Genomic DNA, 26976 nt, shown 5'->3' with positions numbered 1-26976 from the left:
TTTTGGTAAACAGTAAATTGCTAGTGCCGAGCCAACCTGCGCGCCACTAGAGTAAAGGCGATGAATAGTAAACCGAAGATAGTCGTGCTGCCGCCGTGTTCCTCAACCACTATGACCGTATCTTCGTAGATATACTCATGGTTATCACTTTCTAAACTTAGATAAGCAAGGTCGGCATCATCATAGCCGTCAGAAAAAGCGACCAGTTGCTCGGAATAGGCATCATATAGTTCGATGAGCACATCATAATCTGCAGCGGGAAAGCCTGAAAGCAGGCGGCTTTCTACCACAAATGCATCTGAGGAATCTTCACCATACAGCACAAATTCAGAGGTGACATGAATGGCCTCATAGCGATCGTTTCTGCCTAAGTAAATAACCCCATATACAAGGGCACTGTCGTAAGCGGTATCTGCATCGAACTCAACGGTAAATTCAGAATAATATCCGTCATAATCGATATCAGTATCTAAAGATACCCAACTGTCATAAATCCAGTAATCGGGCAATAGTGTGGTAGATTGTGCTTCGGCATAGGATTTACTCGTGCCGCTAAAAAGGCTTTCACGTTTCGCTTTTTTCTCAGCCAACGAAGGTGATTCCAATACGCCAGTTTTTGTATCGTTAATGGCACTGGTAGAGGCATTCTTGGTGGTCGCGTTAATTGCAGCCTTAGTGGACGCTTCAGCTGGGGAGTAAACGGCGCCGTAGCGATATTCTGTTGATTCTACAGAAACAGGGTCATTGGATGACACTGGATCCGCGTATGAAGTAGTGATCAACGAGCAAGGCAATAGCGCTAATAGGCAGAACTTAGCAAAGGGTTGAATGGGTGATTTCATTGTTTACATCCTTTCTAATCAATAGTGACAGGTGCCATTGTTGATTAAATAAGATGAACAAAAACTGAAGCCACCCTTAATGTTCTGTTGAGTAAAGGGATGAGTCTGTCAGAATCAATCTTCTAGGTAGTCGTCTTCGTACTCATCTTCATCATCGCCGCGGGGCATGAAATACGTACCCCAGCCGTCGTATTGAACGTCTTGCTTGTCAGCAATTTTAAGTAAGGTATCGGAATCAGCATTGAGTTTTTCAAGGTCTAACGCTCGCTCAATGATAGCATCGAAACAAAAAATTGTGCCGCCATCATCAAGCATTAACTCTTCTGCGTCAGTGACTTCAAAACCCGCTTTGAACGTATCAACCGCCGCTTTTTCTAGCTTGTCGAAGTCGTTACTCGCAAAGTGATGCTCAATGGTGTATTCAGCATCGGCTTGGCTACCGTCTTCTAGTAGCGCTTCTATGGTTTCCTCATTGAAGGAATACCATTCTTCTCTTTCATCAAACTGACTCATAAAGCAAAACCTCAATCATTTTTCGCAAGTTTACCTGCTTTTTTCCATTTCAGCGACTTCAGCATCCAACTGGGCCATCTTGTTTTTCATCTGGTCGTTGAAATACTGCATCCATGCTTTAATTGGTTTTTCGTCGGTGAGGGCTTCAGGCGCACTAATATCGATAAGTACTACGCCATTGTCCCACCGATTCCACTTTACTTTGTTGTGTAGGTTACTCGCAGTAACCATGACGATGGGTTCATTGGTGGTTTTCGCCAGTCGGAATGCGCCTTGTTTAAAAGGCAATAAACCGCGTCCGTAGCTTCGTGTTCCTTCAGGGAAGAACCATACAGAGGTACGCTTTTTAGCTATACGGTTGGCTGCAATATCTAATGTGTTTCGGGCTTTGCCGGAATTTTTCCGGTCGATGAGGATATTACCTGATAGCCAATAAATTTGACCGAAAATCGGGATCCACTTAAGGCTTTTCTTGCCAATGGTGACAACGCCGGGTAATGCGGCTTTACAAATCGTCATCACGTCGTAGCTATTTTGATGATTAGCAATAAACACGTAGGGTTCTTTTATGTCTACCGCCGGGTCTTTTCGAACAATCACCTTTAAACCCATTACGTAAGACATTAACGAATAAAGTTTACCCGCCGTATGCACATTATCTTTATGGAACGGGCGAAAAATACATACTGCAAATAGGGCTATATTAACTAGCAAGAAGGTGAGTAAAAGCGTAGGTACGCGTAGTAAAGCTATCAAAGTGGCTCCTGAATATAAATGACGCGCGAAGTATAAAGTAAGTTTCAGCGTACACTTGTCCGATGAGCTATTATAGATGCTTTAACGGTTCTGTTGCCATGGAATAGCTAGAAATACGTTCAAAATGGGCAAGTTAATATAAAATACTTAACTTTAGTATGAGGTAACTTGGTCGATAGCATCTTACAATAAGAGAAAGTGCAACCTCATCCTCACCAACCCGGTATCTATAATGCAGACATTTGTACCTGACGACCTCGAAGAAGATATTCTTTGTGACTTAATGGAAGAAATTAATGAGCTTTACGAATCGAGTGAGCAGACATTAATCGAATTAGAGCTTCGTCCAGAGGACAATGAACTGCAACGTGCGTTGTTCCGTTCAATCCATACGATTAAAGGCGACCTTGGGTTAGTGAATTTTTCACCCATGATCCCCTTGCTTCAACATGTGGAAGACTTACTCGACTATTTACGTAAAGGGCAAGTATCTTATACCAGTACCATGAGTGACTTGGTATTACTTACCATGGATAGGGTCAAGGCATTTGTAGAAGCTGTTATGGCTGAAGGAAAAGCCGAATATGACGATACCTTGCATCAACAGTTGGTCATGGCGATAAGTCGAATTACGCCGGATAATGGTGATGAACATGAGAAACGCCTCACCGAAGCGGTATTATTACTCAACCCAGCGCTAGACGTGATCACCGACGACAACAACCCTGAAAATATTCAAATAAAACCGCCTACTTTGGCAACGTCGGGTATACCTAAAGACATGAGTAGTGAAAAGAAACTGGATGTTCTTTTCTTTCGCGATCTCATGCAAACCATTGAGAAACGCTCGAATTTTTGGGTTGGTAGGGGGGATAGGGTAGCTAAGTTAGCGATATACATTAACAGCACAGCGGGTAAACCTATTGATGAGTCTCAGCTAGCCGTAGCCAGTTATGTGCATGATTTTGGTATGGCTTTCATGCCATTAAAGCTATTGCATAAAAGCGAAGCGTTAACTGATATAGAATTTAACTTAATGCGCTCCCATGTGTATAAAAGCTCTCGTTTGCTAGAGCACTTAGATCAATGGGATTTGGCCCGTAAAATAGTGATGCAGCATCATGAGCGTACCGATGGAACCGGTTATCCATTAGGCCTGAAAGAGGAAGGTATTTGTGATGGCGCTAAGTTACTAGCTATTGTTGATACTTATGATGCAATGACACATTCCCGGGCTCATAATGAAGATAAGCAACTATCCAAGAAAGAGGCGGTTATTGAAATTAACCGAAGCGCTAAAGGCCAATTTAGCATGAAGTGGGTTAGGTTGTTCAACCAAGCTATGACAAGTCTGTTGAAAAAGGGCGGCTAGCCTCCGATTAGCTACGAACATATTTTTTGTTTTCAACAAGCATAAAAAAGCCCGCAATTTAACAATAAATAAAGCGGGCTTTTGTGTATTTGTAGCGCTTAAAACCTACCTTGAATTACGTAATACCTAGCTCTTTTAATTTGCGAGTAAGGGTATTACGCCCCCAACCTAAACGCTTAGCGGCATCTTGCTTATGGCCGTGAGTATGCTGAAGGGCACGTTCTAACATAATCTTTTCAAACGTAAGCATAGCGTCATTCAGAATATTGTATCTGCCATCGCGAAGTTGCTTGTCAGTCCAGCGGGCGAGTAAATCTGGCCAATCTCCCGCTTCGGCGGCGGGCTTTTCTATGCTGCTGTCACCGTGGATTTCAGGCGGCAAGTCACTTGGCAGAACTTCTTGTCCACTGGCCATTACGGTTAGCCATCGACATACGTTTTCGAGTTGTCTCACGTTACCTGGCCAAGGAAGCTGAGCCATCAGCTTTTCGGCATCTTTACTTAAGCTTTTTGCTTCTACATCTAGCTCTTTAGCTGCTCGGCGTAAGAAGTGACGCGCTAATAAATGAATATCTTCACGGCGCTCAGATAGAGACGGTAGGTGCACACGAATAACGTTTAAACGGTGAAATAAATCCTCACGAAATTTTCCGTCAGCCACACGCTTTTCTAAGTTTTGGTGGGTTGCAGCAATAATACGCACATCTACTGCCACAGATTGGTGGCCGCCCACTCGGTAAAATTGTCCGTCGGCTAAAACACGAAGAAGTCGAGTTTGTACGTCTAACGGCATATCACCTATTTCATCAAGAAAAAGGGTACCGCCATCAGCTTGCTCAAAGCGGCCTTGGCGAGCATTTTGTGCACCGGTAAACGCCCCTTTTTCATGACCGAATAATTCCGACTCTACCAAATCAGCTGGAATAGCGGCCATGTTAAGTGCGATAAAAGGCTTGCTAGAGCGCGGGCTATGGCGATGCAAAGCGTGGGCAACAAGCTCTTTACCGGTACCTGACTGGCCGTTAATTAAGACACTAATTGATGAACGAGATAATCGGCCGATTGCACGGAAAACTTCCTGCATCGCGGGTGCTTCACCGATAATTTCTGTTTCTGGATCGTCCTGAGGGGCTTGCTGCGTTTTCGACTGCTCTCTTGCATGGGCTAACGCACGCTGTGTGAGTGTTACCGCTTCATCAATATCAAAAGGTTTGGGGAGATATTCAAACGCCCCTTTTTGATAGGCATTTACCGCACTGTCTAAATCTGAATGCGCCGTCATAATAATTACGGGCATCATAGGGTGGGTTGCATGCACTTCGTTTAGGAGTGTCATTCCGTCCATCTGCGGCATTTTAATATCAGATATAATCACTTCCGGCGCTTGACCGCTTTGTAACTGAAGGAGTAAATCTTGTGGGTTTTCAAAACACAAGCATCCGATGCTTGCTGTTTGTAAGGCCTTTTGAAGCACCCAACGAATAGAACTGTCGTCATCGACAATCCATACTGACTCATTCGTCATTGCCTGTCTCCTTGCGGTCTATCGGAATATAAATTACGAATTCGGTGTGCCCAGGGTGGCTATCTACATCTATTTTTCCGCCGTGATGGTTTATCAATGTTTGCGATATCGATAACCCTAAGCCGGAACCATTTTGCTTACTGCTCACCATGGGGTAAAAAAGCGTGTCCTTTATTTCTGAGGGAATGCCTGGGCCATTGTCTATGACCTTAATTTTAGCGATTAACGCATGGCGGTGTCCCTGAATTGTCATCTGTCTTTCAATGCGTGTTACTAAACGAATCTGAGGATTGGGCGTTTCACTTTCGGTTAGCGCCTGAATGCTGTTTCTGACAATATTCAATACGGCTTGCTGAATCATATCAGCGTCAATCATTAACGGCGGAATACTCGGGTCGTAATCACGAATGATGGTAATGGGGGTTTCTGAGTCAACCCGCATTAGGCTTCTAACTTGCTCTAACGCTTGGTGTACATTACTCCAATTGAATCTGGGAAGTGAATTTGGCCCCAGCAAGCGATCGACCAAATTACGTAGTCGATCAGATTGCTCAATGATCATTTGGGTAAATTCTTTGTGCCCTTCACTCAATTCTTTCTCAAGTAATTGCGCCGCCCCGCGAATGCCCCCTAATGGGTTTTTAATTTCATGAGCTAACCCACGAACAAGTTCACGAGCTGCATAATGTTGTGCGTTTTGTAAATTTTCACGGGATATTCTTTTTTGCTGGTCTATTTTTTTTACTTCAAATAGCAGCCTAGCCCCTTCTTCTAATTGCAAGTTCGTGACAGTTAAATCAACCATGACGTTGCGGTTATCTCTAAAACACAGGCGAATTTCATTTTCGGTAAAGTCTTCTCCGTGTCTTAGCGCTGCGCGTAAGCGAGTGGTATCGATATTTCCAGGCAGAAAAAAGTCGTCAAGACGATGGCCGCATAGTTGCTTTCTACCTGTTTCAAATAGCGCTTCCCCTGCGTGGTTGGCATAAACAATATTTAATCTATCGTCCACCATTACAAGCGCAGTATTCAGGCTGTTCAAAAATTGTTGCGTGTCTAACTCGGTTGATTGCATCCGAGCTTATCTCCTTTGCACTATATAGGTGCATTGTAACGTATCGGCAAAAATTGTAGGCACAGAATTGGTGTTACTTTTTTTCTGTTCCCCGCTATGGTGCGGGCTTTGCGCTACTTTCGAACGTTAGTTGCTATTTATTAACGCTGAAGCTTGATGCAGAAACAGCGTTTGTAGTGCGGAGGATGCAAGAGTCTTGCCCTTATTGTCTGTGAGCTCAACCTTATACTGATGTTCGCCCCGATTTATGCCATTTAAGGTAAATACGCCTGTTGTATTGCTCTGCAATAGGGCGTCATCAAAGATTAATTGATAGCGAGGCGCTTTCACTGAAGTCGGTTGGTTCGCACGTATGGTGACGTTTCCGGCATTGTTTCGAAGGGTGGCATTAGGGGCCGGAGAGGCTATAACCACTTTATAGGCTACTTTCTTCGATTTAGTTGTTTGAGCCAGAACGGGTTTAGGTGTTGAGGGACTGGACACTACATTCTGTGTTTTAGCATCAAACTCAACGGTGTCGCTTTTCGGTGAGGGGCTATCGGTATAAAGGATAGTGCCGTCAGCCTGCTTAACCTTGTACACAGGAGAGCTTGTGGTGGTAGACACCTCAGGATCATTTGATGTGCTTTGCCCATGGCTTTTACCGGGAGTTAACACCATCACCATAAGCAACACAATGTAGGGATAAATATTCAATAGGGAGACCCACTCATAGTTTCTTACTTATATAGTAGAAAAGCTTTAGCATAAAAAAAAGCCCGCATAAGCGGGCTTTTGTATATTGAAGCACTTAAGCGTTAATTAAACGCTGTAGTACATATCGAACTCAACTGGGTGAGTTGTCATGGCAAGCGTAGTTACTTCTTCAGACTTAAGATCGATGTACGCATCAATCATGTCGTCAGTCATAACGCCACCAGCTTTAAGGAATTCACGGTCGTTATCCAATGCTTCTAGTGCCATTTCTAGCGAGCTAGCAACGGTTGGAATTTCTGCCGCTTCTTCTGGTGGTAAGTCGTACAAGTCTTTATCCATAGAATCGCCAGGGTGGATCTTGTTCTTAATACCGTCAAGGCCAGCCATAAGCATTGCTGAGAAAGCAAGGTATGGGTTAGCTGTTGGGTCAGGGAAGCGTACTTCGATACGACGTGCTTTATCGCTCGTTACGTATGGAATACGGATAGATGCAGAACGGTTACGCGCAGAGTATGCAAGCATTACCGGTGCTTCAAACCCTGGAACCAAACGCTTGTAAGAGTTTGTTGATGCGTTTGCAAAAGCGTTGATTGCACGAGCGTGTTTAATAATACCGCCAATGTAGAAAAGCGCTTCTTCAGAAAGACCAGCATACTTATCACCCGCAAAGATGTTTACACCATCTTTAGCGATTGATTGGTGACAGTGCATACCAGAACCGTTATCACCTACAAGTGGTTTAGGCATGAATGTAGCAGTTTGGCCATAAGCGTGAGCTACGTTATGTACTACATACTTATAAACTTGGATTTCATCTGCTTTCGTTACTAGTGTGTTGAATTCGCAAGCAATTTCGTTTTGACCAGCAGTAGCAACTTCATGGTGATGTGCTTCAATAACTAAGCCCATTTCTTCCATTACTAAACACATTGCAGCACGAATGTCGTGCGCTGAATCTACTGGAGGAACTGGGAAGTAACCGCCTTTAACACCAGGACGGTGACCCATGTTTCCGCCTTCAAAATCAGCGCCTGAGTTCCATTTTGCTTCAGCAGCATCAATTTTGTAGAAAGAGCCGGCCATGTCTGTGTGGAATTTAACATCGTCAAAAAGGAAGAATTCTGGCTCTGGGCCGAAGAATACAGTGTCGCCAATGCCGGTAGATTTTAGGTATTCTTCTGCACGGCGCGCAACTGAACGTGGATCACGCTCGTAACCTTCCATAGTAGAAGGCTCTAAGATGTCACAACGAATATTTACTTGAGTCTCTTCTGCGAATGGGTCGATTACCGCACTCGTAGGATCAGGCATAAGTACCATGTCTGATTCGTTAATGCCTTTCCAGCCAGCAATTGAAGAACCATCGAACATTTTACCTTCTTCAAATGTCTCTTCGTCTACCGTAGCGGCAGGAATCGATACGTGTTGTTCCTTGCCCTTAGTATCAGTAAAACGCAAATCAACAAATTTCGCTTCACTTTCTTTAATCAGCTCTAATGCCTTTTCTACTGACATCGTGTCCTCCAGGTTTAATGTAAAAATGCGGAATGATCAGCTTCATCCCAACAGTGGAAAAACTAAAAGCGATTTTCATGCCATCTATCGTGATTCCAATTTTGCTGGCTTAGCAGCAAGAGGATAACGGAATGACTAATGGTGTTGCACACAAATGGTGCTTAATCGCTATATTTTGGTGCAAATTAAATTTAGGTAGCCGTAAGCTAGCCTAGATTAACTTGTCTTCACTTACCACCGAAAACAGGGCTCGAAAGTAATAAATTCGTTAATCAAAGACTATAATAGTGAAAAACATGCCTCCCTTTAAAAAAAAGGTGCGCAAACGCCGTGGTTTTTCTGTACAATCCGCGCAAAATTTACTATCTGCATTTTTTGCAACAAATCTAATGCATGCTTAACATCATGTAATGATTTACACAGGCTCCCTAGATGAATACCACTGATATTAATAAATTACGTAACATTGCTATTATTGCTCACGTTGACCACGGTAAAACAACTTTGGTTGATAAACTGTTACAACAGTCAGGCACTCTTGAAACTCGCGGTGAGCAAGAAGAGCGCGTGATGGACTCGAATGACATCGAGAAAGAACGCGGCATCACAATCTTAGCGAAAAACACTGCTATTAACTGGAATGACTACCGTATCAACATCGTAGATACTCCAGGACACGCCGATTTCGGTGGTGAAGTAGAGCGTGTAATGTCAATGGCCGATTCAGTGTTGCTTCTAGTAGATGCGCAAGAAGGTCCAATGCCTCAAACGCGTTTCGTAACACAAAAAGCATTTGCTCAAGGCTTGAAGCCAATTGTTGTTATCAACAAAATTGACAAGCCTGGCGCACGTCCTGATTGGGTTATGGATCAAGTATTCGATTTGTTCGACAACCTTGGCGCAACTGACGATCAGTTAGATTTCCAAGTTGTATATGCATCAGCACTAAATGGTTGGGCTTCATTAGACGCCGACGAGCCAGCTGAAGACATGAACGCATTGTTCCAAACGATTGTTGACCAAGTATCGCCTCCAGATGCAGATGCCACTGGTGCATTCCAAATGCAAATTTCTCAACTTGATTACAACTCATATGTAGGTGTAATTGGTGTTGGCCGTATTAAACGCGGTACTGTTAAGCCAAACCAACAAGTTACTGTTGTTACCGCTGAAGGTGAGAAGCGTAACGGTAAAGTTGGCCTTGTATATGGTTACCTTGGTCTAGCACGTCATGAAGTTGAAGGTGCAAGCGCTGGCGATATTATCGCAATCACAGGTTTAGGTTCGCTTAAAATCTCTGACACTATTTGTGATGTTAACCAAGTAGAAGCGATGACGCCGTTATCTGTTGATGAACCAACAGTTACTATGACCTTCCAGGTAAACACTTCACCGTTTTCTGGTAAAGAAGGTAAGTATGTTACTTCACGTAACATTCTAGAGCGTTTGAACGACGAACTAGTACATAACGTTGCACTTCGTGTTGAAGAAACGCCAGATCCGGATAAATTCCGCGTATCAGGCCGTGGTGAACTTCACTTGGGTATCCTTATTGAAAACATGCGTCGTGAAGGCTACGAGCTAGCAGTATCACGTCCAGAAGTTATTCTTAAAGAAGAGAATGGCGAAACACAAGAACCGTTTGAAACACTAACGGTAGACTGTGAAGAAGCGCATCAGGGCTCTATCATGGAACAACTTGGTCTGCGTAAAGCTGAAATGACCAACATGTCTCCAGATGGTAAAGGCCGTGTACGTATCGACTTCGTTATTCCTAGCCGTGGTTTGATTGGTTTCCAAACAGAATTCATGACGATGACGTCTGGTTCAGGTTTGCTTTATCATACGTTTGATCACTATGGCCCATACAAAGGCGGTATCATTGGTAAGCGTAAGAACGGTGTTCTTATTGCTAACGCTAACGGTAAAGCCCTAACTAACGCCTTGTTTAACCTTCAAGAGCGTGGTCGTTTGTTTATCGGTCACGGTGTAGAAGTTTACGAAGGTATGGTTATCGGTATTCACAGCCGCGATAACGATTTAACTGTTAACGCCCTTAAAGGTAAGCAGTTAACTAACGTTCGTGCCTCTGGTACTGATGAAGCGCAAACTTTGGTTCCGCCTATCAAGATGTCGCTTGAGCAAGCGCTTGAGTTCATTGATGAAGACGAATTAGTTGAAGTTACGCCTGTATCTATTCGTATTCGTAAGAAGTTACTTACTGAAAACGAACGTAAGCGTTCTTCACGCGAGAAAAAGTAATCACCTCCGCTTTGATGACTTAATTAGTTTTCAAATGCATTAAGATGATTCAAAAACGCCAGCTTTCAAGCTGGCGTTTTTTTATGCTCACGTTTTTGCCAAAATGTCGACGAAAGATGAGTTGGCAACATCGACTTTGGCCTCTATCATCAAGTTAATGAAATTAAAAAGGCAAAGCCCGTGTTCTCTGTAGCAGTTATTGAAGACGATGTTATTACGCTCGATCTTATTACCGATGCATTAGAAACCCGTTTATCGGCGACGGTTTACCCGTTTAGCCGAAGTAAAATTGCCCGTGAATTCTTGCTTCAACAAACGCCAGACACGTTACAATTGATTATTAGCGACCAAGTCATGAAAGAATATGACGGATTAAGTTTGTTAAAGGCATGCCGGTCGGCGAACTTATCTGTTCCGTTTTTACTGATCACTGGTGATCCCAATAAAGAACTCGTCATGGAAGCGCGCAAGTTAGGTGTATCTGGTTTTTTAGCAAAACCCTTGCAAATGGACTCCCTGGCCGCAAAAGCCAAGTCCGTAGCGCTAGCAAATGCTAAAAGTCGCGTAAGCGAATAACTAGCTACTCCTTAGTAAAGCATTCAAGGGCGTTAGCAAACAAATAAAAAAGTCCTAAATGGTCTAAGCAGCGCTAGTTTATATGCTTACGAATTATTACACTGGTGCTCATAATGTAATGGCAACAGGATGTAAGTGTGACGTTTAATTTTGACCAAACCCCACCTCGTAAAGATACCTATTCGTTTAAGTGGCAAAAGTATATAGGTAAGGACATTATTCCTGCTTGGGTTGCCGATACTGAATTTCGATGCGCTCAGCCAATATTGGATGCAATTTCTGAACAAGTTGAGCATGGCAATTTGGGCTATGTATTACCTGGTCAACATCAAGGTGCGATTAGTGCAATCCAGCGTTGGTTGAAAGACAAGCACGACTGGGAGGTGAAAGCAGAGTGGATTGTGTGGACGCCAGGCGTTGTGCCTGCGTTTAACGTTGCCTGTAAAGCTTATTGTGAAGCTGGCGATAAGGTGCTTATTCAAACACCTAATTACCCGCCTTTGCTAGCAGCACCAAAATTAAATGAACTAGAGCGCATCGATATAGGCACAGTGATTGACACTAAGTCGGGAGAGAGCCGCTATACATTAGACTTTGAAGCGCTAGAAGCCCATGCTGCCGACCCTAAATGTAAGCTATTCATTCTTTGTAATCCGATGAACCCAGTTGGCTCGGTATTAACCAAAGCAGAGCTAGATCGGGTTGCTGATATTTGTAACGCCAATGACGTGTGTTTATGTTCTGATGAAATCCACTGTGACCTGATTTTAGAGCCTGGAATTAAGCATATTCCGGCTGGACGTGAAGCGAACCTAGCCAACAACAGCGTTACCTTAATGGCCGCTAGCAAAACCTTTAATATTGCTGGTTTGGGTACCTCGTTTGCGATTATTCCAGACCCTAAACTCCGGCAGCAATTTACCGGTGCTGCTGCGGGTATTGTACCTTGGGTCAATGTGTTGGGATTAGCGGCTACCGAGGCAGCCTTCACGCTGTGTGATGATTGGCATAGTGCTCAGCTTGAGTATTTGCGCGCTAACCGTGATGCCGTGTATGAAACGATAAACGGCATAGATGGGCTATCTATGTTGAAGCAAGAAGCCACGTTTTTAGCATGGGTAGACGCAAGCGGTTTAGGGGTTGAAAATGTACAAACGTGGGCAGAAGAAAAAGGCGTAGGCCCTTCTCCTGGTGCAGATTTTCACAAAGCCGATCACTTTCGAATAAATTTCGGCTGTAGCCAGTTGATGCTCAACGATGTGCTACAACGTCTAGCTATGTAGCCGACCAGTTAGCCACTCACTAAACATAGCATATAAAAACGCCCGTTTGCTTATCGCATAACGGGCTTTTTTGTGGCTGAATGCCGTGTAACTTATATGAATAAGCTGGTGAGTTTGTAAAGCCCCAATCCCACCACAACAGATACCACTAGAACGCCTGCAAAATTGCTCCATGGGGTGTTTTTGAATTCACCAAGTGCGTTGCTTTTATTCATCACCACTAATAAAAAGATAGCAATAATAGGCAGCAATAATCCGTTAGTAGCTTGAGCAAATAAGATAGCAGGCAAGGGTTTAAAACCGAGTGCAGCAACGGCAACGCCACACACAATTATTGCCAGCCACACCGTGCGAAACCCTTTGCTTTTCAAGTTATCAGACAGCCCAAGTGCTCCACAAACTGCATATGCAGCCGCAAGTGGCGCAGTTATCGCGCTGGTTAGCCCTGCCGCAAATAAGCCTAGTGCAAAGAACCATTGGGCTTTATCGCCCAACACAGGTTTTAATTGCTCACCCATGTTGCTCGCATCCATCGTAGCCGCTTGGTTAAAAAATGCCATCATGGCCGTGGCCATTACAACAAGGGTAATTAAGCCACCCATGCTAATGGCGGTTGCCGATTGCTTGCGGCACCCCTTAATGGCATTAGCTTTGTCTGCATTATTAGATGACTTCGCCACAAGACTTGCATGGAGGAATAAATTGTAAGGCACAATGGTGGTGCCTATTAACGCAAGAATGGTAGTAATAGAGTCTGCGCTAAGCTGAGGTTGAAGGAGCTGGCTAAACATTAAAGGTATATCGGGTTTAGCGACTATCAGGGTAACGAAAAATACGCCAGCCATGATAAATACGAGGTACACCAGAACGTTTTCTATCCATGAGTAGCTGCCTGTCCACAGTAGAGCTATGGCAAGTGCGCCAAGAATAAGTGCCCAGGTGCCCGTGCCAATTTCCCAAAAAGCATCCAGACCAATGGCGGCGCCGGTAAGGTTACCTGATTCATAGGCGGCGTTCCCAATACCAATTGCGCTGACAATTAAGGCGATGAATAGCATTTTTAGCCACGGCGTCGATACCATGTCTTTCATCGCTGATGCCAAGCCTTTGCCCGTTGCCACCCCCAAGCGAGCAGCCATATCTTGCAATACAATGGTGGCAAAAATTGAAAACAATAACGCCCACACCAAATGAAAACCGAAGTTAGCGCCTGCTAGACTCGCCGTTGTTACTGTACCTGGGCCAATGAAGGCGGCCGCGATAATATATCCTGATTTATCTTTTGCCATTGCAGTCACTCTTAGTTTAGTTTTGCTATCATGACAATAGGTTAGCCATTGCGCAACCACGCAGACTAACTCCATCGCTACTGGCTTACTATGTTGCAGTGTATTGAAAGCAATCGTTAATCGCGCTTTTAATACAACATAAAAAGGGGCGCGAAGGGTACAGGTAATAAATAGGTCATTTCAACCGCTTGTAGGAATTTTTAATGTCAGAAAAGGCGCGTCCCATCGATATTCTTTTGCCTGTGTTTGAAAAGGGCAAGTTAACGCATGTGCTACCTAGCGCTTATAAAGCCGACGGTATGATATTCGCAGTTGCAGCGTCACCAGAAATCCCTATGCCAGAGCAGTGGATGCCATGGATGATACAAAGCTCGTCAAGTGCGCTGGTAGACGAAGATGTAGATGCATTGGCGGATGTGCTGATGGATAACTTAAGGGCTCACCTGCAGTGTATGACGGACGAGAAACCCTTAATGCCAATGCGCTGTGAGTATTCAGAAGGGCAAGCTGATACTGCTCCTGAAATACCCGCTGAATTAGCTCAATGGCTTGAAGGATTGCTTTACGTGCACCAGCAACTGGAAGATGTCTGGCAACAGGCGTGGGGAAAGTTAAGTGCGAAAGATGCCTATCGTGAAGACAGTGGTAGCTCAGATACCCCAGAGAAACGACTGTCTCGTTGCTTAAAGTTATTTACTACCCTGGCGAATGTTAAACTGGCATTGCAGTATCGTAATCCCAGCCAAGCACAACAGCTAAAAGAAAACTTACCTTTATTGTGGAAGCAGCTCCCTGCGATGGTTCAAGATTATATTGCTCTGGCTGGTGAACTGAGCGCAGCATTACCCAACCAGTTTGAAACCTTTATGAAACTTCCTTAACGTGCTTTCTGGCGTTGCAGCTGTTTGCGCTGAGAAAGCGTGTTGCGCAATGACTTCATATAGGCGTCTAACTCTGCTTTAGCGTTGTCGTAAGCATTACTTAACTCACTAGAGCCCGGCTGGCGCATCAACGCTTTAAACGCTAAATCAGTTTGCGATAACAAATCTTTTAAATGTTGGTTACTATCATCCATGTAGTTTCCTTTAGGTTATTTAATGGTTAATCCATAACTGTATTACGTGGTAACACGGCCTATCGAATTTATAAAGGTTTTAGTATTGCTAAACAAACAATAGCCAATATAAGCAGTACCGGTGCTTCATTAATAATGCGGTAAAATTTGGCGCTGTGACGGTTTTCGTCACGGGAGAATTGCTTTACTAGCTTAAACAAATAGAAGTGATAGCTGTAAAGCGCAAGTAAAAGCATAAATTTAATATGCAGCCAACCCGACATTTTAAACCACGTACTTCCATAGCTTACAATAAGTGCGACGCCAAACGCTAAGGTTAAAAAAGCGAACGGGGTAACAAAAAACCACAGCCTTCTTTCCATTACTTTAAACTGGTCTTTCACTTCTTGCGACGTGGCTTCAGCGTGGTAAACAAACAGCCGAGGAAGATAAAAAATTCCTGCCATCCACGCCAACATGAAAAAAATGTGAAGTGCTTTAAACCATAAAATGTACATTGTTAATACTGTGCCTTTTGTAAAAAGCTTTGCAAAATATTCCAGGTAATAACGCCAATGATGTCGTTTAGTTCCTGATCGTAAATATAAACCGCACCAGAACGCATATTTTTAAGATGCTCATATACTTCATGGAGCGTGCTTTGGGCATTTAAGCCTTCCATCTCGTGATAACTAAGCGCATTAGCATCGTGCTCTAAGCTCACATTATATTGGACCAGACGATACTGCACATCTATTTCAAAATTTGATTGTTGAATTACGATTTTCGTTGGATTTTTCGATAAATAGTCTTCAAGTGCCTTATCTGGAGCATCATGAAAAAGCTTATAGTCTTTGCTTAATGCAGCTAGCACGCCAGTCTTTTCAAGGGCTTCACGAATAGAAGAGATGGCATAGGGTAAGTTTTGATAATCTAATTGGCGAATGAAAATCGACCGATTGCCGAAAAACTGTGTTGATGTCACATAAGCAGGCACGATAACCAACATGGCGGGCAAGATGATTTCAGGGCTGTAAGATAGCTCCATTACCGCAGATAAGGCGGCGAGAGGCGCGTGAAGTACAGCGGTAAGCATGCCTGCAATGCCCAATAAGGCAAAGCTATTAGTAAACTCAGGCACGTCGATAAAGTATGACAATGGCACTAGCAGTACCGCGCCTGCAAGCATACCGATAACCATCACAGGACCGATAATTCCGCCGGGAATACCCAGTCCAATAGCAAAAACAGCCAGTACTACTTTGCTCACTAAAATGGCACACAGTAAAAGCGTTTCTGGGTTACTGGCAAATAAGGTTTCAACATCAATAAAGTTCGCCCCTAACGCCTCGGGCAACAACATACCCACTGTGCCTGTTATTAGCGCCGCCAGCATGAGTCGCCACACCATGGGGACAGGTCTAAACCAGGTCATTACCCGCATAAGTTGGTTATTAAATAATGTAGCGAGCATACCGAGTAAAACGCCCAGCAAAATAAGGTATAAGTACATCCACTGACTAAATGCGGTAAAAGACAAAAATGAAAGCTCATTCACTTGCCCAAATACGATACGGGTTAACACCGAGCCACACGCAGCAGCAAGCATAACGGGCACAAATATATGTATTTTATATTCTCGTAATACCACTTCCATGACAAAAATAACCGCAGCAAACGGAGTATTAAATGAAGCGGATATACCCGCCGCAATACCACAACCGGCGAGAATACGAATGCTGTTATAGGGAAGTCTTAGCCATTGACCTAAGAAACTGCTGGCCGATGCACCTAAATGAACGCAGGGACCCTCGCGGCCTACCACGAAGCCACCCGCTAGTGCCAACATGCCGCCGAAGAACTGATTAATGGTGGTGCGAAAGGGAATATGGCCGTAGTAATATTTTACGCGGTGTATGACAAAGGGAATACCCATTCGGTAGTGCTTAAAGCCCGTGATATAGGCAATAAGCAAAATACACAGCACGCTAAGCAAGGGCATGAGAAACCAAACGGGCCATTCATCATTGAACCATTCCCGCAGTGCGCCAAAACCTGATGCTTGAAGCCACTCCACGCAAAGTCGAAACATGATGATCAACGATGCTGCGCTTACGCCGCCCACAATACCCAAGAGGCAAAGTTGTATAGACGTCCTCGGGTGAGCCACTTCTTGTCGTAAAGCCTGCAAACGCATGTTGTGATACAGTAGAGAAATCGTAGGTATAAGCAGCTTACCACAAACACTTGAAATTCATAATGTTAAGAAATTTAATGTATCTGGCTCACATTCACTAAGAATCAAAAACTATTCATGACAACCGATAAATTGAAACAACTCCTAGGTAATTATAAGTGGTCATTGCTTGTGGCTGCTTTATCTCTGTTGATGATGGCGTTTGGCTACAAGCTAGCGCGGATAGCGGAGGAGGGCGACAGTTTGAAGGTTGACGCTCAAGATAAAACCATTGCGTTACTGGTAAGTGAAAACAATCAATATGTGACTCAGGTTAATCAATTAGAAGTCGCATTGCATTTAACAGAATTAGAAAAAAAATCGATTTCGGAACAACTCAATAACCTTCAAAAAGAACAGACTGAGCTTCAAGAGCAACTCGCTTTTTATCAACGAATTATGGCACCTGAAACCACTCAGGATGGTTTTGTCATTGAAGGGGTCGAAGTTGTCTCATTGGCAGAACCTAATCAGTTTCAAATGCGTTTTGTCGTGCTGCAGCAGCGACAAAACAAAGCATTAGTTAAGGGCAAACTTGCTATCACTTTATCAGGTGAACGTGAAGGGAAGGAGTTAACGGTTTCTATTGGTGACCCTGGGTTTATTTCGCAAGAAATAGAGTACAGGTTTAAGTATTTTCAAGCCGTTAATACAAGCTTTACGCTACCCGATGGTTTTCAACCGACATCAATTACTCTTACTACTACCGTATTTCAGTATAATTCTCGGCGTGGAGATCTAGCTAAAAAGGTCACATGGGAAGACGCATTGAACAGTGACAGCATATTAGACGATACTCAATAGCGCCTTGTCGTTGTACTTGATGCGCTTGCGAACGTGCTTGCCCAAAAGTGTCTAGCCAAAAGTGATTTGCTGCTAGCAGCCTCACTGACATCGCTATCTCTCAAATAAAAAATAATACCCATAGCCTACCGCTACGGCAGGAGCAGCGGAATAGGCAGTTGCTAGAATGGCAGCTTTTGGTGACAGTGCTATGGCGGGAAACAGTGCATCGCCATCATTACTAATTGCATTACCAAGCTGAGCTGAAAATGGCACTGCCCCGTTTAAATAAAGACTGGTCACTAAAATTTGTGGGCCGCACCCAGGCAAAAAACCAACCACAATTGCTAAACCTACAACGCTCGCGCCCATAGAGGTTAGTGTGGCACCTATATCGAGTCCAAACCACAGTATAGATAATTCAAACAATAAAAAAGCAACGACAACCCAAGCTAATACAAATTGGGTGTCTAACGCTGCTTTACTCTGCCAGCGAGGGGGAGGCGTAATAGCATCTTCTCTGGTAAGCGACGCATAACCTGTACTTCCACCGTTTAACGACCATAGTGTAATTGCCGACAGACATAATACGGCACCAATAAGTTGCAACGTAGGTTCCGTTACACCCAGATATTCATGCACTGGCGATTGAAACGACAAGCCCAGTGCAATGGCAAGTGACGGTAACGCCACAACCAGCCAAAAGTACGTAGAAAGTTTATCAATTAAAGAGGAGGCAGTGGTAGATGGTTGCTCATTATGATCGGTACTATTAAGGGTATTGGCTGAGGACGGTGGCTGGTAATTGTGGAAATGGTTCACAGCAACGCCGGTTAGGGTACCCACCACCATTCCAACACCCATTACGGTTAAGCCATCAAACGGCGCTTGCGCCAGTAGCAAGAACGCGGCGTCACCCATGGTACTTGTTAGCACAGCAACCACAGCACCGAAGCTTGTGACACCTCGAGTATATTGAGTGACCACAATAATCGCGCCCCCACAGCCGGGAAGGGCACCAAGGAAGGACGCCAAGCCTACTTCATAAAACGGATGCTTGCGCATAAAATCGCCGATGGCCTCAGCGGATACCTTTAACGTGGCAATGTAATAAACAGACAGTGATGCATAAACAAATGCTGATACTTGGAAATAGGCATCGGACAGAACTGCGATGGTTGCTTCCCGAGTGAATGAGTAAACAAGAAGCACGACAACAAACGCCGGCAAGAAGAGGCGCTTGTTTAACATTAGTGTTTTTTGCCTAATTTTGTATTTACTGATTTTTTCAGTTGAAGTTAGGGAGGACACTCGCGACTCCAGGCGGCAGCAACAGGTGGTCGTACTTCAAGGTTCAGTACTAAAAGGTACAGTCCTATAAGGTACAGCGCCACACGGTACAGTGAAAATAACAGGTTTTATCAAAGGCACACGTAATGAGCTTTGTTAATACACTGTACTAATTCCTACGAACTTTCACGTGATCAGATCATGCTATAATCACATTAAATGATAATAGTAATTATTATCATTTAATGGCAACCTGTCAATACTCATCGTTAGTAGTAACAAATCATAGATACTGAACGATGTCTTGACGGATGCACTGTTGTTGAAAGGGATAAATAAGGATCCAAACCGTGCAGGGTGAAGTAGGCAAGAGTAGAGTAACGTTTATTTCATCAGATTAAGGGGACAGTAATGACAAATACCCGAACAGAAAGTGACAGCATGGGCGAGCTCGAAGTTCCTAGCGACGCGTTATATGGCGCACAGACACAACGCGCAATTAATAATTTTCCATTAAGCGGCGAACGAATGCCGCTTACTTTTATTCGCACCCTAGTGACAATTAAAAAAGCCGCTGCACTTGCGAACAAAAAACTCGAAACCCTTAATGCTGGAACTGCCGACGCTATACAGCAGGCCTGTGACACATTGCTTGATGAGCCCGAGTTACAGCAGCACTTCCCGGTAGATGTATTTCAAACAGGCTCAGGCACTAGCACCAATATGAATGCCAATGAGGTCATCGCTAACTTGGCGAATCAGCAACAAGGTAAACATGAAGGGGAAGCGGTCCACCCTAACGATCATGTCAACAACGGACAAAGCTCAAACGATGTTATTCCCACTACCATTCATGCAAGTGCCGCCATTGAGCTGACAGAATCGCTTATCCCGGCCATTACGAAGCTAATCGATATCATCGATACCAAAGCAAATTCAGTGTCTGATTATTGCAAAACCGGCCGCACACACTTAATGGATGCTATGCCAGTTAGGATGGATCAAAGTTTACGTGCTTGGTCTGCGCAGCTTAGTCAGCAACGTAAGACAATAAAGTCGCTTCAACCCTCCATTCAAACGTTAGCGCAGGGTGGAACGGCAGTAGGCACAGGAGTAAATGCACATCCTGACTTTGCTGAAACCTTTGCCAGTAAGCTATCTGACCTTACAGGTATAGCATTTACCCCTGCTGACAACTGCTTTGCATTAATTAGCTCGCAAGATACGGCGGTAACTTTATCAGGCGCGATAAAATCCCTCGCCGTTACCTTAATGAAAATTTCAAATGACTTACGCTGGATGAACTCAGGACCCCTTGCTGGTTTAGGTGAAGTATCGCTGCCGGCATTGCAACCAGGATCATCTATTATGCCCGGCAAAGTGAACCCCGTAATACCCGAAGCGGTAGCGATGGCATCTGCACAGGTGATGGGAAACGATGCAGCCATAACGGTGGGCGGGCAGTCGGGCAATTTCGAGCTTAACGTTATGTTGCCTATGATTGCCGATAATTTGCTGTCGAGCATCAAGTTAATGTCGAATAGCTGTGTGCTTTTGGGCGAGCAGGCCATTAAAGGGTTTACGGTTAACCAAGAGAACCTTGAGAAAGCATTGGCGAAAAATCCTATTTTAGTGACTGCGCTTAACCCTATCATTGGTTATGCGAAAGCCGCAGAAATAGCGAAAAAAGCTTACAAAGATAAAATGCCCGTTATCGATGTTGCAGAAGCGATGACCGACTTGCCAAGGTCTGAGCTGGAATCGTTATTAGACCCTAAAAAACTGACTGAAACTCAGCGCTAAGGCATTTAGTAGGGCGGTTAACCGAGCTTTAATTTCCTGGTTGAAAGGAGCTATGAACAAAATAATGGTATGCAAAGCGTGGATCCCCACGCTTTTTTTACGGATTTTCAATGCAATTTTAGGTCGATACTAGATGCCTAGTGCAAAGGAATGTTAGATTGTGGTTGTTTTGTGAGCAGTTGTGCGCTTGTTAAGCGCTTGCCTATTGCCGATGAAGCGGAATTTGATAGAGTGCATACTCGCTTTAAGCCCTCATGGTTGGGCAGTTGAGCAATAAAAATTACTCAGGAATAATTAATGACAGATACATGCTTTCGCATGAAGGGCACTACACTAACCAGTATCGTGTTAGAAGTGATCGATTTTGATCCAGATACCTTTGAATCTCAGCTTGCTGAAAAGATAAATAGTGCACCCCAGTTTTTCACTCGATCATCGCTAATATTGCATTTAGTCAAATTACTGAGTGCTACCGAGTTCGAGTTGCTCGTTGCGCTTTGCCGACGCTTTAAGCTTCAACCTATGGCGGTACGCGGTGAAGTAGGGGCACTTAGAAGTGTCATCAACGATTTGGGCTTAGCAGATGTTAGCCAAAGTAAATTTACAGAAAGCTCGTTGAAAACAACAAAACCAGAAAGCACTGCGTTAAAAGAGCAGGCCGCGAATGAGCCAGCAGCATCCTCACCAGTGCCGACACCAGCAGCTGCCACTAAACCAGTAAAAGTCATTAGCCGCCCAGTACGCTCAGGGCAGCAAGTCTATGCTGAGGGTGGTGATTTGGTGATTACCGCTGCGGTGAGCGAAGGGGCAGAAGTATTAGCAGATGGAAATATTCATGTTTACGGCACACTTAGAGGCCGAGCTCTGGCGGGCGTAAAAGGTAACGTGCATGCCCGCGTTTTTTGTCAGTCGTTAGATGCAGAACTTATTTCAATTGCTGGGCAATTCATTATGCATGAAACCGTAAAAGCATCATGCTGGAAACAGCCCGCACAAATCTATTTAGAAGAGGACACGTTACACATTGAGCCTATCGCCTAAGTGTTAACGTATTCTACAAGGAATTAAAAATGGCAAAGATTATTGTAGTAACATCGGGTAAAGGTGGGGTTGGTAAAACGACTTCAAGTGCCGCTATCAGTACAGGTTTAGCCTTGGCGGGTCATAAAACCGTAGTCATCGATTTTGATGTGGGCTTACGTAACCTCGATTTGATCATGGGCTGTGAACGCCGCGTGGTTTACGACTTCGTGAACGTAATAAATAAAGAAGCCACGCTGAAACAAGCGCTAATTAAAGATAAGCGTACCGACAACTTGTTTATTCTGCCAGCATCACAAACACGTGATAAAGACGCGCTTACCATCGATGGGGTTCAAGCCGTACTTAATGAGTTAAAAGAAGACTTCGATTTTATTATCTGTGATTCACCAGCCGGTATTGAACAAGGCGCTCAAATGGCATTGTATTTTGCCGATGAAGCTATCGTTGTGACTAACCCAGAAGTCTCTTCGGTACGTGACTCAGATCGTATTTTAGGTATTTTGCAAAGTAAGTCTTTGCGCGCTGAACAAGGTAAGCCAGTAAAAGAACATTTATTGCTAACTCGCTATAACCCTTTGCGAGTAGAAAGTGCAGAAATGCTTAGCGTGGCTGATGTTGAAGAAATATTAGCGATACCATTATTGGGTGTTATTCCTGAATCGGAAGCCGTACTTAAGGCTTCTAACCAAGGTCAGCCAGTTATTCTAGACTTAGAAGCTAACGCAGGTCAGGCATATTCAGACGCTGTTCGCCGTTTATTAGGCGAAACCATTGAACATAGATTTCTAGAAGCAGAGAAGAAAGGGTTCTTTAAACGCCTGCTAGGAGGCAAGTAATGGGTATTTTCGATTACCTAAAGAAAAAGGAAAAGCCGCGCACTGCGGCCATGGCCAAAGAGCGGCTACAAATAATTGTTGCGCATGAAAGACGCAAACGTACCGAGCCAGATTATCTGCCAATGATGCAGCAAGAAATCATTCAGGTGATACGCAAATATGTGAGCATTGCAGATGACCAAGTATCGGTACAGTTGGAAAGCAGTGACGATTGCAGCGTGCTAGAGCTTAACGTTACCTTGCCTGAAAGCTAGAGTTAGGGCTAGGAATAGGTGGATTACACCGAATCAAAGCCTCCTATGGCCACAATTAGCCGTAAATAGTGCTACCCATGTCTTAGTCACAAGACATGGGTAAACTGCTATCTTTTATTCACTTTTCTCTAAAGTAATACCAAGTTGCTGCTTCGCTAAATGCACCACGGTAGAGTCGATTGGCGGTGGTTCTACAATTACGCCTTCACTCAGTGCCTCAACAATTGTTTTTAGTACGCTAATACGGGCAAACCATTTATGCTCGGCCTGTATCACATGCCAGGGTGCCATTTGAGTATCGGTTTTATCAAACATCTCTTCTATGGCGTTAATATAGCCCTCCCGTCGGCCACGATTTCGTATATCTTCTTCGGTTAGCTTCCAGCGTTTGTAAGGGTTATTTAAGCGCTCTTCAAAGCGTTCTAACTGCTCTGCTGCTGAAATATGCATAAAGAGTTTTACCATCGTCACGCCATCATCAATTAATAGCCGCTCAAACTCATTAATTTCTTGGTACGCTCTTTCCCATGCGGGCTTAGGTGTAAAACCTTCAATGCGCTCTACCATCACACGGCCGTAGTAAGAGCGATCAAAAATGGCAAGCCTACCCGGTGTAGGCAGTCGTGTTTGAAACCGATAAAGGTAGTGGCGACCTTGCTCTTCTGGCGTAGGTTTAGCGAACGGGTGAACGCGAAAACCGCGAGGATCGAGTTTTTCGGTCACTCTTCTAATTGCGCCGCCTTTTCCTGAAGCATCCCATCCTTCAAACACAATGATTGCGCGCCTGCCTTGGTGATAGTATGCCTGTTGAACATGTAGTAACTTTTTTTGCCAGCTTTTCAGTGCTTGTTTGTAATGTTCACGTCCATCAATAGCAGGAGCTTGTGCGCCTTCTGGCAGTCTAAGCCTACGGTTTTGAAGGGAAATAGAAGATACTGAATGCGCCATGTTAATCCCGTCGGTTTCTTTTTAGAGTATGCCTTACGGGCATGAGTGTCCATTTTGCCAATCATTTTCATGCTAAATGAAATGTCGCTAGCTATTGTTTCAGTTAGTTTCACCCCAATAGTTGATAGCGTTACTCAAGTATTAGATAATTGGGTTATCGATACGTGTACGTGAAGGCGTGCAAGTGCACATGGTTAATGAAGAGGTGAGTATGTCTGTAGAAATGGCGTTGCCAATTGAGTTCTCTGATGCAGCGGCGACAAAAGTAAAAGCGCTCATCACGGAAGAAGAAAACCCTGCGTTAAAACTGCGGGTTTATGTTACTGGAGGCGGTTGTTCTGGCTTTCAGTATGGTTTCACTTTTGATGAGAAGGTGAACGACGGCGATATGACAATTGATAAAGATGACGTTACCTTAGTGGTAGACCCTATGAGTTTACAATATTTAGTGGGCGGCATTGTTGACTATGTTGAAGGTTTAGAAGGCTCACGCTTTTTAGTGCAAAACCCAAATGCAACCACTACCTGTGGATGCGGCGCTAGCTTCAGCGTTTAAATGATTATCGGGCGTACACCGCATCTTGGTGTATGCTTGTCTCGCCTTTACGGTCTTGTGCTTTTCTCCTCGTTGATTTTATGGCTAAACTGAGTGTGTAAGTAAACTCACTCAGGTTGAAGCTATGAAACTGTATGGTTCGGTAACATCTCCATTTGTACGTAGAATTCGCGTAGTACTTTCTAACACGCCCCATGAATTCCTCGATTTACAAATATTCTCTGGGGAAGACAGAGAGCTACTTGCATCGCGAAACCCCACTTTAAAAGTGCCTTGCCTAGAAGACGACGGGCAATTAATTTTCGATTCTAGAGTAATTTACAGCTATTTGGCGAGTAAACTCGACCATGACTCCTTATCTTGGGAGGAAGAAAATCTGCTTACTCTGATAGATGCTGCTAACGATTCATTCGTGCAATTGATGCTATTAAAGCGCTCTGATATCGATATCAATCAAGACAATCTCATCATTCGTTTGCAAAAAGAGCGTATCGAATCGGTTTTTTCAACACTGTCTAAGCAGCTGGAAGCGGGTGGTTTTAGTGGCTGGACGTATCCTGAAATATGTCTGTACTCAATGGTAGATTGGGTGCTATTCAGAGAATTGCACAGCTTTAAAGACTATCCTTTGTTGCTGGAATTCCATGAAAAGCATCGTGACCGTATAGAGCTAACCGCTACCGACCCACGTCAGTAGCCTTTATTGAAATTAAATTGATAATAAAGCGGTTCGTTAGCCATGTAACGTATTGCATTCGTTATAAATACGCCCGCAACATCCTCAGGTGATGATACAGCCGCAGTATGTGCAGTAACCACCACCTTGGGGTGGGTCCAAAATGGGTGTTCCTTTGGTAGTGGTTCTTGTGTGAATACGTCAAGGACTGCTGCTTGTAGTGTGCCGTTATTCAGCGCGTTTAAAAGCGCGTCATTTATAACGGCACTTCCACGTCCTGCGTTGATAAACACGCTATGAGGCTTTAGTGCGCCAAAGAAAGCCTGGTTTAATACACCTGTAGTTGCGGGGGTATCTGGCATCAAGTTCACCACATGGTCGGCCTCTTGTGCAAACTTGAGTAGATCAGTTGCTGAATAGACGTCATCGAAACCGCCTACCGCTTGACCACTTCTCGATAAGCCTATTACCTTCATTTCAAAACTTTTTGCCACAGGAATAAGTGCTTTAGCTATTGAGCCAGCGCCTAAAATACCAAGGGTTTTGCCCGTAAGGGGCGCTCGGGGGCTTTCTTCCCAAATTGGGGGCTGATGATTCTGGTTATGCGCGAATGCGGGAATATTGCGTGCGTATTGCAAGAGATAGGCAAACACATATTCGCGCATTAGGTTTCCAAACACGCCTTTTACGCCAGTGAGTATATAATCGCTTTTGTCCAAGTTAATAAGCGGTGCATTGCCAGCCCACGTTGATTGGCACCACTTCAAGCCAGTGCACTGGTCGATAACCTTAGCCGCCAAATTAGGATCGGCAAGTAATACCTCAACCTCGTCTGGGTTAATTTGTTCAGAAGTGGTAACGGCTTGGCAGATATTCAAAGCATGAGGCTCAGGCCATGCATTTGCTATTTCTTCTGCTAATGCGCTGGCATCTTTGCTGAGTATAGAAACGTTGAGTGTAGGCGATTGAATTGACATAAATGAGCCTTAGTAAAATTTTATTGGTGGCCTTTACAATTAGCCGAATACATAGCGTAAATAGTTTACGCTGAATAGATACTGCTAGTTAGGATACCCTAAGATAATCATTCACATAAGGCAACGCTATCGGTCAAACTAAAGAAAATGTCGAACATAGCCGATAACAGCCTAGAATCCTTTTCTGCTAGCGCCTAAACTTACCAAGGCTCTAGTTTTTTTACAGGCGACTTAACATGTTTCAATTTACCCTGAATGTATCCCTTCATGCGCCCATCTCCTTTTTGTTTGCTGCGTTTCATGAACCTGAATATTTATCTGAATGGTTTGCTCCGGGTAATTGCACGGTATCGCAAATTATGAGTAGCTTTAAAGAGGGCGGAAGATACCGTATAAAAATGATTGAACCCAACGGCGTTGAAATAGCGCTAACGGGTGAATATGTGACTATCTTAGCAAACGAGAAGCTTGTGTTCTCTTGGGCGTGGGAAGATGGCGTAGAAGAAACCGTCATGAGCTCAGTGGATATTTCTTTTGAAGAAACTAGCGAAGGGGAAGTGGCGTTAACGCTAATTCATAGTGGTTTCAGCAACCAACAAGAATGCGATCAACATCAATATGCGTGGATGTCTTGCCTAGAAAAGCTTGCGGTATTAGCTGATAAACAAGTGGCGTTTAACTAAAGCTGCGATGCTAGCGAAATATTAATAGCGCAGTGTTGCTAAAGATATAAAAAAAGCAGTCATAAAATGACTGCTTTTTTATTAACTTACTGCAACATTTTTGCACCTGCAGTTAAATCAACCTTACTTACT

At 44.0% G+C, this 26976-nt stretch carries 27 protein-coding genes; 13 read left to right on the top strand and 14 right to left on the bottom strand.

Annotated elements, in window-relative coordinates:
* Positions 1-20 precede the first annotated feature (20 nt).
* From KYS23_RS06225 to KYS23_RS06215, 3 genes are all read right to left on the bottom strand, one after another.
* On the bottom strand, positions 21-842 hold the full coding sequence (locus KYS23_RS06225; RefSeq protein WP_159532992.1) for a choice-of-anchor H family protein: 822 nt from the start codon (positions 840-842) through the stop codon (positions 21-23).
* A gap of 114 nt (positions 843-956) precedes the next feature.
* Entirely contained in the window at positions 957-1355 is a 399-nt protein-coding gene (gene rraB, locus KYS23_RS06220) for a ribonuclease E inhibitor RraB (RefSeq protein WP_159532990.1), read from the bottom strand.
* A 30-nt stretch (positions 1356-1385) separates the two neighbouring features.
* Complete coding sequence (locus KYS23_RS06215) at positions 1386-2111, bottom strand: 1-acylglycerol-3-phosphate O-acyltransferase (RefSeq protein WP_159532988.1); 726 nt, start codon at positions 2109-2111, stop codon at positions 1386-1388.
* A gap of 232 nt (positions 2112-2343) precedes the next feature.
* Here KYS23_RS06215 and KYS23_RS06210 point away from each other — a divergent pair, with 232 nt between their 5' ends.
* A complete protein-coding gene (locus KYS23_RS06210; RefSeq protein WP_159532986.1) occupies positions 2344-3483 on the top strand; it encodes an HD domain-containing phosphohydrolase in 1140 nt (379 codons plus the stop codon).
* Positions 3484-3598: 115 nt separating this feature from the next.
* On the opposite strand, the gene glnG is transcribed toward KYS23_RS06210, so the two are convergent.
* The 4 genes from glnG to glnA form a co-directional block, all read right to left on the bottom strand.
* Entirely contained in the window at positions 3599-5008 is a 1410-nt protein-coding gene (gene glnG, locus KYS23_RS06205) for a nitrogen regulation protein NR(I) (RefSeq protein ID WP_159532984.1), read from the bottom strand.
* Entirely contained in the window at positions 4998-6083 is a 1086-nt protein-coding gene (gene glnL / locus KYS23_RS06200; protein ID WP_159532982.1) for a nitrogen regulation protein NR(II), read from the bottom strand. The genes glnG and glnL overlap by 11 nt, the downstream gene beginning before the upstream one ends.
* Positions 6084-6209: 126 nt before the next feature.
* Positions 6210-6779 (bottom strand): DUF4124 domain-containing protein, encoded by a 570-nt coding sequence (locus KYS23_RS06195; protein ID WP_159532980.1) that lies wholly within the window; start codon positions 6777-6779, stop codon positions 6210-6212.
* 105 nt (positions 6780-6884) lie between these two features.
* Positions 6885-8294, bottom strand: coding sequence for a glutamate--ammonia ligase (gene glnA, locus KYS23_RS06190; protein WP_057789700.1), 1410 nt, complete (start codon positions 8292-8294; stop codon positions 6885-6887).
* Between the two features lie 432 nt (positions 8295-8726).
* Between glnA and typA the strand changes: the two genes are divergently transcribed.
* From typA to KYS23_RS06175, 3 genes are all read left to right on the top strand, one after another.
* Complete coding sequence (gene typA, locus KYS23_RS06185; RefSeq protein WP_159532978.1) at positions 8727-10556, top strand: translational GTPase TypA; 1830 nt, start codon at positions 8727-8729, stop codon at positions 10554-10556.
* A gap of 180 nt (positions 10557-10736) precedes the next feature.
* Entirely contained in the window at positions 10737-11132 is a 396-nt protein-coding gene (locus tag KYS23_RS06180; RefSeq protein WP_159532976.1) for a response regulator, read from the top strand.
* A gap of 137 nt (positions 11133-11269) precedes the next feature.
* A complete protein-coding gene (locus tag KYS23_RS06175) occupies positions 11270-12415 on the top strand; it encodes a MalY/PatB family protein (protein ID WP_218418220.1) in 1146 nt (381 codons plus the stop codon).
* 92 nt (positions 12416-12507) lie between these two features.
* On the opposite strand, the gene KYS23_RS06170 is transcribed toward KYS23_RS06175, so the two are convergent.
* Positions 12508-13704 (bottom strand): Nramp family divalent metal transporter, encoded by a 1197-nt coding sequence (locus tag KYS23_RS06170; RefSeq protein WP_159532972.1) that lies wholly within the window; start codon positions 13702-13704, stop codon positions 12508-12510.
* 203 nt (positions 13705-13907) lie between these two features.
* Here KYS23_RS06170 and KYS23_RS06165 point away from each other — a divergent pair, with 203 nt between their 5' ends.
* The gene (locus KYS23_RS06165; RefSeq protein ID WP_218418219.1) at positions 13908-14585 is read left to right on the top strand and encodes a UPF0149 family protein; all 678 of its coding nucleotides are present in this window, start codon (positions 13908-13910) and stop codon (positions 14583-14585) included.
* Here the strand turns inward: KYS23_RS06165 and KYS23_RS06160 are convergent.
* The 3 genes from KYS23_RS06160 to KYS23_RS06150 form a co-directional block, all read right to left on the bottom strand.
* Positions 14582-14779, bottom strand: coding sequence for a hypothetical protein (locus tag KYS23_RS06160; protein ID WP_159532968.1), 198 nt, complete (start codon positions 14777-14779; stop codon positions 14582-14584). The genes KYS23_RS06165 and KYS23_RS06160 overlap by 4 nt on opposite strands.
* 68 nt (positions 14780-14847) lie before the next feature.
* Positions 14848-15276 (bottom strand): protoporphyrinogen oxidase HemJ, encoded by a 429-nt coding sequence (gene hemJ / locus KYS23_RS06155; protein ID WP_159532966.1) that lies wholly within the window; start codon positions 15274-15276, stop codon positions 14848-14850.
* A 2-nt stretch (positions 15277-15278) separates the two neighbouring features.
* On the bottom strand, positions 15279-16955 hold the full coding sequence (locus tag KYS23_RS06150; RefSeq protein WP_218418218.1) for a chloride channel protein: 1677 nt from the start codon (positions 16953-16955) through the stop codon (positions 15279-15281).
* 117 nt (positions 16956-17072) lie between these two features.
* Between KYS23_RS06150 and KYS23_RS06145 the strand changes: the two genes are divergently transcribed.
* The gene (locus KYS23_RS06145; protein ID WP_218418217.1) at positions 17073-17798 is read left to right on the top strand and encodes a DUF6776 family protein; all 726 of its coding nucleotides are present in this window, start codon (positions 17073-17075) and stop codon (positions 17796-17798) included.
* Positions 17799-17891: 93 nt separating this feature from the next.
* Here KYS23_RS06145 and KYS23_RS06140 read toward each other — a convergent pair whose 3' ends face one another.
* Complete coding sequence (locus KYS23_RS06140; protein WP_220100008.1) at positions 17892-19028, bottom strand: putative manganese transporter; 1137 nt, start codon at positions 19026-19028, stop codon at positions 17892-17894.
* 450 nt (positions 19029-19478) lie between these two features.
* Between KYS23_RS06140 and KYS23_RS06135 the strand changes: the two genes are divergently transcribed.
* The 4 genes from KYS23_RS06135 to minE all read left to right on the top strand — a co-directional run bounded on the left by KYS23_RS06135 (position 19479) and on the right by minE (position 23004).
* Positions 19479-20870: a class II fumarate hydratase gene (locus KYS23_RS06135; protein WP_218398249.1), complete on the top strand. Its 1392-nt coding sequence runs from the start codon at positions 19479-19481 to the stop codon at positions 20868-20870.
* A gap of 297 nt (positions 20871-21167) precedes the next feature.
* Entirely contained in the window at positions 21168-21911 is a 744-nt protein-coding gene (minC, locus tag KYS23_RS06130) for a septum site-determining protein MinC (RefSeq protein WP_159532956.1), read from the top strand.
* A 29-nt stretch (positions 21912-21940) separates the two neighbouring features.
* Positions 21941-22750, top strand: coding sequence for a septum site-determining protein MinD (gene minD, locus KYS23_RS06125; protein WP_159532954.1), 810 nt, complete (start codon positions 21941-21943; stop codon positions 22748-22750).
* Positions 22750-23004 (top strand): cell division topological specificity factor MinE, encoded by a 255-nt coding sequence (gene minE / locus KYS23_RS06120; protein WP_159532953.1) that lies wholly within the window; start codon positions 22750-22752, stop codon positions 23002-23004. Before minD ends, minE begins: the two co-directional genes overlap by 1 nt.
* 114 nt (positions 23005-23118) lie before the next feature.
* Here minE and KYS23_RS06115 read toward each other — a convergent pair whose 3' ends face one another.
* Positions 23119-23952, bottom strand: coding sequence for a polyphosphate kinase 2 family protein (locus KYS23_RS06115; RefSeq protein WP_159532951.1), 834 nt, complete (start codon positions 23950-23952; stop codon positions 23119-23121).
* 211 nt (positions 23953-24163) lie between these two features.
* Between KYS23_RS06115 and erpA the strand changes: the two genes are divergently transcribed.
* Entirely contained in the window at positions 24164-24508 is a 345-nt protein-coding gene (erpA, locus tag KYS23_RS06110) for an iron-sulfur cluster insertion protein ErpA (RefSeq protein ID WP_159534683.1), read from the top strand.
* 124 nt (positions 24509-24632) lie between these two features.
* Positions 24633-25205, top strand: a complete 573-nt coding sequence (locus KYS23_RS06105; protein WP_218398246.1) for a glutathione S-transferase family protein — start codon at positions 24633-24635, stop codon at positions 25203-25205.
* Here KYS23_RS06105 and KYS23_RS06100 read toward each other — a convergent pair.
* Positions 25199-26161, bottom strand: a complete 963-nt coding sequence (locus tag KYS23_RS06100; protein WP_159532947.1) for a D-2-hydroxyacid dehydrogenase — start codon at positions 26159-26161, stop codon at positions 25199-25201. The two genes, KYS23_RS06105 and KYS23_RS06100, sit on opposite strands and share 7 nt — an antisense overlap.
* Positions 26162-26397: 236 nt before the next feature.
* On the opposite strand from KYS23_RS06100, the gene KYS23_RS06095 reads away from it, so the two are divergent.
* On the top strand, positions 26398-26844 hold the full coding sequence (locus KYS23_RS06095; protein ID WP_129739950.1) for an SRPBCC family protein: 447 nt from the start codon (positions 26398-26400) through the stop codon (positions 26842-26844).
* The last annotated feature ends 132 nt before the right edge of the window (positions 26845-26976 follow it).

Source organism: Alteromonas lipotrueae (assembly GCF_019249255.1).
Lineage (GTDB): Bacteria > Pseudomonadota > Gammaproteobacteria > Enterobacterales > Alteromonadaceae > Alteromonas > Alteromonas lipotrueae.
Note: the sequence above shows the minus strand (reverse complement) of the source record. Positions and strands in the feature narration are given on the sequence as shown.